Here is a 4,782-nt window from a genome sequence, read left to right as displayed (position 1 = left end):
AATATAGGACAATCAATGTCTAGACGTGGAAATTGTTGGGACAACGCTCCGCAGGAGTCATTTTTCGGTCATTTAAAAGGTGAAACAAATCTAAAGCATTGTGAAACCTTTGAAGATGTTTTATGTGAGATTGAGAATTACATGGATTATCATAATAAGTATAGAGGTCAATGAAACTTAAAAAAGGTGACTCCTGTTCAATACAGAAATCATCTTTTATCTTAGAGCCTTTTTAAAAATGTACTTGACTTAGGGCACACTTTATTATAGCTAAGTCCTTTAATTTTTTATAATGAAAATAACTTATAAAGAATAGATAACAATTAAGTTTTTCCATTATATAAATAAGTATATAATCTCATTTAATGAAGATAATAATATAAATTACATTTTAGGAGGTAAAATTATGACTTTAAAAAGTGAACATCATTCTTTATTAAATAATAATCCAGGAACTATAGAAAGAGACCTTGGAACGGAAGTAAGAAACAAGGTTAATGACAATGAATTAAAGAGTGAAGCAAATACAAAGAGGAACAAGGAGTCTATAGAAAATTCTATAGAAAAGGGCGAAGGATATCTTTATAACACATTAGAAGATTAGTATTTTGAAATTATTGTATATTGAGGAAAGCAAATTTACTTTATAAATAAGTAGATTTGCTTTATTTGTTTTAACATTTATAACCAGATAAAACAATTAATTTTAAATAAGTGTTAAAGTTAACTTTATATTTAAGTTATTAACCCTCTTATTGCTATAATTATAGCGAAAGGAGGGGCGATATGGGAAAAATTGATGAAATGGATAAAAAGGTTTGTGAAATGAGACTAAATTTACAAAAGTTAATTAGTGAAAAAACTAATTTACTAGATCCAGAAGTAATCATCGCAAGCCAAAAACTCGATGTGGTTTTAAATGAGTATCATGCAATACTAAGAAAAATCCTCGAGTAAAACAAAAGTTGGAGAGATCTAAAGTCTCTCCTCCAAGGAGATAAAATAAATAAAAGTATATATAATCTAAAATATAGATTTTAATGCATATAAGTAGTAGAATGGTAATATGTTGAAAATATAAGCTAAATAAAATATATATATTTTATTTAGCTTTCAAATTGGATTAGGGGGACATAATGTGAGTGGTAATCAAGGAAAAAGTAAAGTGAAAAGTGGAGGAAAGATTTTAATTCCCATAATAATTATGCTTTTTGTAATTTATGAAGCTAGGAGTATATTTAAGGAGATAGATATAAATCAGGTTCTAGATATATTAAGAAATATACCTAATACATATCTTGTAATATTCTTAATATCTGCAATTATATCTATATCGTTTTTATGCTTTTATGATGTAGTACTAGCTGATCATTATAGATACAATATAAATAAGTTTAAGGTATTTGTAGTTGCATGGATTGCTCATAGCTTTAATGACATAATAGGATTTGGAGGGCTTACAGGAGCTACACTTAGAACTGTTTTATTTAAAGATGAAAATATTGATACTAAGGACATGATAAATTTTAATATGATACTAATACCTACAACTATAGTGGGCTTATCTGTTATGTGCTATTTAGGAGTATTAGACGTATTTAAAATATATCCACTGTTACATAGCCAAAAGTGGCTTTGGATAGTAATATTAATATTTTGTGCTTTTCTACCTATATATTATTTTTTAGATAGGTTCACTTGGTTAAGCAATAAACTTGAAAAATTAAATTTATACTTTGAAGGAAGCATAAATTTAAAGATAAGATTAACCCTTCTATCTACATGTGAGTGGATAGTGAGAAGTATGATGTTTTTTACCATAGCTAAATATTTTAAGGGTGATGCAAGCTTTGTATCAGTTACAGGAGTAAATATATTAGCATGTATTGCTGCACTTATAAGCTTTATACCAGGAGGTGTAGGGTCCTTTGATTTAGTAGCTATAATAGGATTAAAGACTCTGGGGTTTTCGCCTAACTCAGCTTTGTCTATAACGCTTTTATTTAGACTATATTACTTTATAATACCTTGGATTATTGGAGTAATTCTATGGGTAGGAAGAGTAGTATTAAGGTCAAATAAATTAGGTAATCATATACGAGAATAAAAGAAGTTAATACAATAAAAGAAGAGGATGAATAATGAAAGATATATTAAAGTTACTACAAAGCAATTTCCTTTTTAAAGGAATTGATTCTGAGAATCTAAAAAAAATTTATGATGAAACAAAATATCATATTAATAGATATGGCAAAGGGGAAATTATTGCCCATGAAGAAGAAGAGTGCAGTACTATAGGGCTTATATTAGAAGGAACTATTGAACTTCAAAGGATATATCCAAGTGGTAAATATATAGTTTTAAATAAACTTACCCTTGGTGATGTATTTGGAGAAGCCATAATATTTTCAAAGCAGGAGAACTATCCAGCAACAGTTATTTCACTAAGTCAATGCAGTATATTATACATTGATAAGGTAGATATGTTAGAACTATTTTCAAGAGAAAAAAGAATTCTTGAGAATTTTTTAGAACTTCTTAGTAATAAAGTACTAATGTTAAATTCTAAAATTAAAAATATATCCTTTAAGAATATAAAACATAGAGTTATAAATTACATATTAGAAACTATGAAACTACAGAAGAATAGTGTAATTAAATTAAAAGAAAGTAAAGAAAGTATTGCTGCAGCTTTAGGAATACCAAGACCATCATTGTCAAGAGAGTTAATAAATCTCAGGGATATGGGATATATAGATTTTGATAGAAGCAATATAAAAATATTAGATATAGAAGCTTTAGAGGAAGAAATGTTTAATTAAACATTATATAAAAGATAAGTATTAATAAATATGGAATACATGACAATGTAAATAAAAATATTTTAAGAAATATATATTATTACAGGAATTCGTAACATAGGTTACGGACTCCTGTATTTTTTTTATGTACAATAAGACCATAGTTCAAATGAATTCAATTATTAAATCAACAAAGTAAAAAATATTATTAAGAAATAAAGGGGAGTTAAATATGGAGAATAAGATGTTTTGTTTTCAATGTCAAGAAGCAGCTGGTTGCAGCGGATGTACTGTAAGAGGAGTTTGTGGTAAGACTCCTGATCTTGCAAAACTTCAAGACTTATTAATANNAGAAGTAGCTACAAGAGCTAGGGAAGAAGGAGTAACTGTTTCTAATATAATAAATAGAGCTGTGACTATGAATCTTTTCACTACAATTACGAATGCAAATTTTGATGATGCAGTATTTTATAAAATGGTTAAAGAAACTTTAAATCTTAAGGAAGAATTACTTTCAAAATTAAGTAATAAAGAAGGTTTAAGTGACGCTGCATTATGGACAGCTAAAACAGAAGCTGAAATGAATAGTAAAGCTGGTTTAGTAGGAGTACTGTCTACTGATAATGAAGATATTAGAAGTTTAAGAGAAATGATAACTTATGGATTGAAAGGATTAGCTGCATATGTTAAACATGCTAATGCATTGGGATATGATGATGAAGCTATATGTACATTTATGCAAAAAGCTTTAGCTGCAACAGCAGATAATAAGATAACAATAGATGAATATATAGCATTAACATTAGAAACTGGTAAGGTTGGAGTAGATGGTATGGCATTACTTGATAAAGCTAATACTGAAAGCTATGGACATCCAGAAATTACAAAAGTAAATATTGGAGTAAGTAATAAGCCTGGAATTCTTGTGTCTGGACACGACTTAAAAGACTTAGAACAATTACTAATTCAAACAGAGGGTACAGGAGTAGATGTATACACTCACTCAGAGATGTTACCAGCTCACTACTATCCAGCATTTAAAAAGTACTCACACTTCATAGGAAACTATGGAAATGCATGGTGGAAGCAAACAGAAGAATTTGAGAGCTTTAATGGACCAATTCTTATGACTACAAACTGTATTGTACCACCTAAAGATAGCTACAAAGCAAGAGTATTTACTACAGGTGCTGCAGGATATACAGGATGTACACATATTGCAGCTGATGAAAAAGGAAATAAAGATTTTTCAGCATTGATAGAATTAGCAAAAACTTGTGAAGCTCCAATAGAAATTGAGCATGGTGAAATCATTGGAGGTTTTGCACACAATCAAGTATTAGCTTTAGCTGATAAAATTGTAGAAGCAGTAAAAACTGGAGCTATAAAGAAATTCTTTGTGATGGCAGGTTGTGATGGTAGACAAAAGAAAAGAGAATACTACACTGACTTTGCAAAGGCATTACCACAAGATACAGTAATTTTAACTGCAGGATGTGCAAAATATAAATATAACAAGTTAGACTTAGGTGATATTGGAGGAATTCCAAGAGTACTTGATGCAGGTCAATGTAATGATTCATACTCACTAGCATTAATTGCTTTAAAATTAAAAGAAGTATTTGAGTTAGAAGATATAAATGAATTACCAATAGCATTTAATATTGCATGGTATGAGCAAAAGGCTGTAATAGTTTTATTATCTCTACTACACTTAGGAGTAAAAAACATTCACTTGGGACCAACACTTCCAGCATTCCTATCTCCAAATGTAGCTAATGTTTTAGTTGAAAACTTTGGAATAGGTGGAATAACTAACGTAGAAGATGATATGAAAATGTTCATGGAAATGTAATTGAAAAAATAAATATATAATTAAGCCCAATATGTAACTGTTAAAAGAGGTTCACTAAAATTAATATTCTAGTGGACCTCTTAATTTAGTATATATTTCTTTTATCCGATGACTACAAGCTCTAAG

6 protein-coding genes are annotated in these 4,782 nt (G+C 28.8%); all 6 read left to right on the top strand.

Annotated elements, in window-relative coordinates; all coding sequences use genetic code 11:
* Positions 1–174: IS3 family transposase (locus tag B2671_RS04975; RefSeq protein ID WP_346869429.1), on the top strand; the 174-nt coding region annotated here is incomplete at its 5' end.
* A 232-nt stretch (positions 175–406) separates the two neighbouring features.
* Complete coding sequence (locus B2671_RS04970) at positions 407–604, top strand: hypothetical protein (RefSeq protein WP_346869426.1); 198 nt, start codon at positions 407–409, stop codon at positions 602–604.
* A gap of 182 nt (positions 605–786) precedes the next feature.
* The gene (locus tag B2671_RS04965) at positions 787–957 is read left to right on the top strand and encodes an aspartyl-phosphate phosphatase Spo0E family protein (RefSeq protein WP_346869425.1); all 171 of its coding nucleotides are present in this window, start codon (positions 787–789) and stop codon (positions 955–957) included.
* A 181-nt stretch (positions 958–1,138) separates the two neighbouring features.
* The gene (locus B2671_RS04960; RefSeq protein WP_346869424.1) at positions 1,139–2,107 is read left to right on the top strand and encodes a lysylphosphatidylglycerol synthase domain-containing protein; all 969 of its coding nucleotides are present in this window, start codon (positions 1,139–1,141) and stop codon (positions 2,105–2,107) included.
* A 34-nt stretch (positions 2,108–2,141) separates the two neighbouring features.
* Positions 2,142–2,822, top strand: coding sequence for a Crp/Fnr family transcriptional regulator (locus B2671_RS04955; RefSeq protein ID WP_346869423.1), 681 nt, complete (start codon positions 2,142–2,144; stop codon positions 2,820–2,822).
* Positions 2,823–3,033: 211 nt separating this feature from the next.
* Positions 3,034–4,656, top strand: a complete 1,623-nt coding sequence (gene hcp, locus B2671_RS04950; RefSeq protein ID WP_346869422.1) for a hydroxylamine reductase — start codon at positions 3,034–3,036, stop codon at positions 4,654–4,656.
* Positions 4,657–4,782 lie beyond the last annotated feature (126 nt).

The sequence above is a fragment of the Clostridium sp. UBA5119 genome, assembly GCF_002414285.1.
GTDB lineage: Bacteria > Bacillota > Clostridia > Clostridiales > Clostridiaceae > Clostridium_J > Clostridium_J sulfidigenes.
The sequence above is the reverse complement of the archived record's forward strand: the minus strand, read 5'-3'. Positions and strand labels throughout refer to the sequence as shown.

Coding starts and splice junctions, on each gene's coding strand:
- B2671_RS04955 (WP_346869423.1), top strand. CDS start 2,142: ATGAAAGATATATTAAAGTTACTACAAAGCAATTTCCTTTTTAAAGGA.
- B2671_RS04965 (WP_346869425.1), top strand. CDS start 787: ATGGGAAAAATTGATGAAATGGATAAAAAGGTTTGTGAAATGAGACTA.
- B2671_RS04970 (WP_346869426.1), top strand. CDS start 407: ATGACTTTAAAAAGTGAACATCATTCTTTATTAAATAATAATCCAGGA.